General features: G+C 74.7%; 2 protein-coding genes. Both read left to right on the forward strand.

The window, feature by feature from the left end:
• A partial coding sequence (locus NBZ83_RS31625; RefSeq protein WP_261576452.1) for a MinD/ParA family ATP-binding protein occupies nucleotides 1-1,290 on the forward strand: 1,290 nt, incomplete at its 5' end.
• A 333-nt stretch (nucleotides 1,291-1,623) separates the two neighbouring features.
• The coding region (locus NBZ83_RS31630) for an SseB family protein (RefSeq protein ID WP_261576453.1) at nucleotides 1,624-2,450 on the forward strand (827 nt) is incomplete at its 3' end.

Here is a 2,450-nt window from a genome sequence, read left to right on the forward strand (position 1 = left end):
GCGGAGCCCACCCCGTTGCACTGGGGCGAGGCGAGCCGTTTCGACGTCAACCGCCCCGGCGCGGCCCTCGCCCCGGCCGAGATCCACCAGACCCCAGACCCGACCTGGACCGGAGACGTCCCCCTGAGCGGCGACGGCCCCCGGCCCGATGACACCTCGCCCGGCGGCGATAACACTCCCCGTGACGGAGATCCGGCGACCGGTGACCGGCGGCGGGCCGGTGAGGCGTTCACCGTCCTCGGCCCGTGGGCGGAGCCGATCTCCACGGCACCCGCGCTTCCCCCGCCTGCGCCGAACATGCCGGTCCGGCGGGTCCTCGCGGCACCGGTCCGAACGGCGGGCTCCTTTGTCGCGCCCCGGGCCACCGGCATTGCCCAGCAGCCCGCGCCCGCACCGGTGGCGAGCACGGCTCCGGTGGGCGCCGACGGGCTCGCCCACCAGCGTCCGCGGACCGGGGGCCGGCGCGTGCTGGTCGGCGGGTTCGGCGGCGGCGGCGGGCGGACGACCGTCGCCGCCGGGGTCGGCCTGGCGATGGCTGCGCACCACGGCCACCGGGTCGTGGCCGTCGACGCTTCCCCCGACCAGTGCGGGCTGCTTGCGCACCGGGTCGGCCTCATGCCCCCGGGGGTCGGCCTGCGGGAGTTGGCCGGCGCGGTCCCGCCGGTCTCCTCGCTTGAGGACGTCCGCCGCTTCCTGGCCTCCGACGGGTCGGGTGGGCTGGAGGTGTTGGCCGGAATGCGTGACCTTGCCGGCCCCGGCCTGTTGCCCGAGGAGCTGGCCTGGGCGCTGGATCTGCTCGGCCACTGGTACCCGGCCGTCGTCGCGGACGCTCCGCCGGGCTGGAACCAGCCCGTCCCCGCCACCCTGCTCGCCCGCGCCGACCTGCTCGTGCTGACCGTCCGCGCCGGGGAGGCCGAGATCGCGAGTGCGGACGACGCGCTGACCGCGCTCACCGCGGCCGGCCGCGGTGATCTCGCCGCGACCGTCATCGTCGCCATCGTGGAGACCTACCCGTCCCGGCTCAGCCGCAGCGCCCGGATGCGCCTGGACCATCTGGAGGACCGGGCATATATGACGGTTCCGGTGCCGTTCGACTCGGGGCTCGCCGACAGCCGTCCGATCAACTGGTTCCGCCTGCGACGGCGGACCCGGTTCGCGTTCCAGCGGCTCGCCGGTGCGATCGCCACCGCCCCGCTGCCCGGCTCCCATCCGGCGGCGGTGCTGGCCCGCCCCGCACTTGCCGCCCCGGCCGTTGACGCCCGCGTCGCGGCATGGTCCTCGGGGAGCTGATTCACAGCGCTGATGGGCTGGCGGCTGCTCGTGTCGGTCCGGCCTGGGCAACCGCGGGAACGATCGGTGGGGCAGGGTCGGCTCGAGGCTTGGCGTGCGCACTGGCCGCCACATCATTCGTATCTTTCCGTGGTCACTTGTGTGCGGAATCGCGCCGAGGTTTAGTTGCGGTTTTCGACCGAAAACCGTGCGTAGGCCTCGGCATGATCTGGCCGCGACACGGCCGGAAACCGGGCTGGCGGGCGGCAGTGGTCGCGTGGCGCCGATGCGGTTGGCGAGCAGTTACCCAGAGTAACTAAAATGATTCGGAATGACTCGTCTAGGCTGCGAAGAATGGCACGCCATCTGCTGACTCCGGCCGGGCAGGGAGACGACGGGGCGGCCGACGAGACCCTCGTCCGGGTGCTCGCCGCCGGTGGCCCGACCGGTCGCGTCGACCCTGCCGCCCTGACCGACGCCCTGCGCCGGGCCCGGGTCTTCGTCGCGATCGAGGCCATGCTCACCTCGACTGACGCCACCACCGGCGCCGACAAGACCAGCGAGATGGCGTTGGCCACGCTGCGTACCCCCGCCGGCGCCAGCGCTCTGCCGATCTTCTCCAGTGTGACGACGCTCGCCGCCTGGCGCGAGGCAGCCCGCCCCGTCCCGGTGACCGCCCCGGATGCCTGGGCGGAGGCGGTCCGGCTCGGCCTGGACTCGGTGGTGATCGACGTCGCCGGCCCGTACTCGACCAGCCTGAAGGTCGGTCCCGGCGGCGTCGACATGCCGGTCGGTCCAGTTGCCGCCGCCGAGGCCGATCGCGCAGTCGCCGCCGTGGACGCGCCGGAGCGTGGGGGGCGGGGGGAGTCGCCTGCCGATTTCGCCCTGACGGCGCTGCGCCGGCCCACCACCCCCGATGGGCCGTTGGCCCGTCCGCGGGTGCGGGAGGCCCTGCGCTCGATCACGGAACGGGTCGAGGTCTGGCCGGCCGAGCTGGTGGGGCCCGGCGCGGCGGCCCCGCGAGCTGTTCTCGCCGTCGCGGTCCATGGGCCGGCGGGAGCCTCGCCGGCAGCGGGGGAGGCGATCGCCCGCCGGCTGTCCCAGCTCTTGGCAGCGGACCCGCAGGCCGGCGGCTCGGCTTCGACGGTGCCGGCACATCCGCCAGTCTCCACATCCCCGAC

It is taken from the genome of Frankia gtarii (genome assembly GCF_025403375.1).
Classification (GTDB): domain Bacteria; phylum Actinomycetota; class Actinomycetes; order Frankiales; family Frankiaceae; genus Frankia; species Frankia gtarii.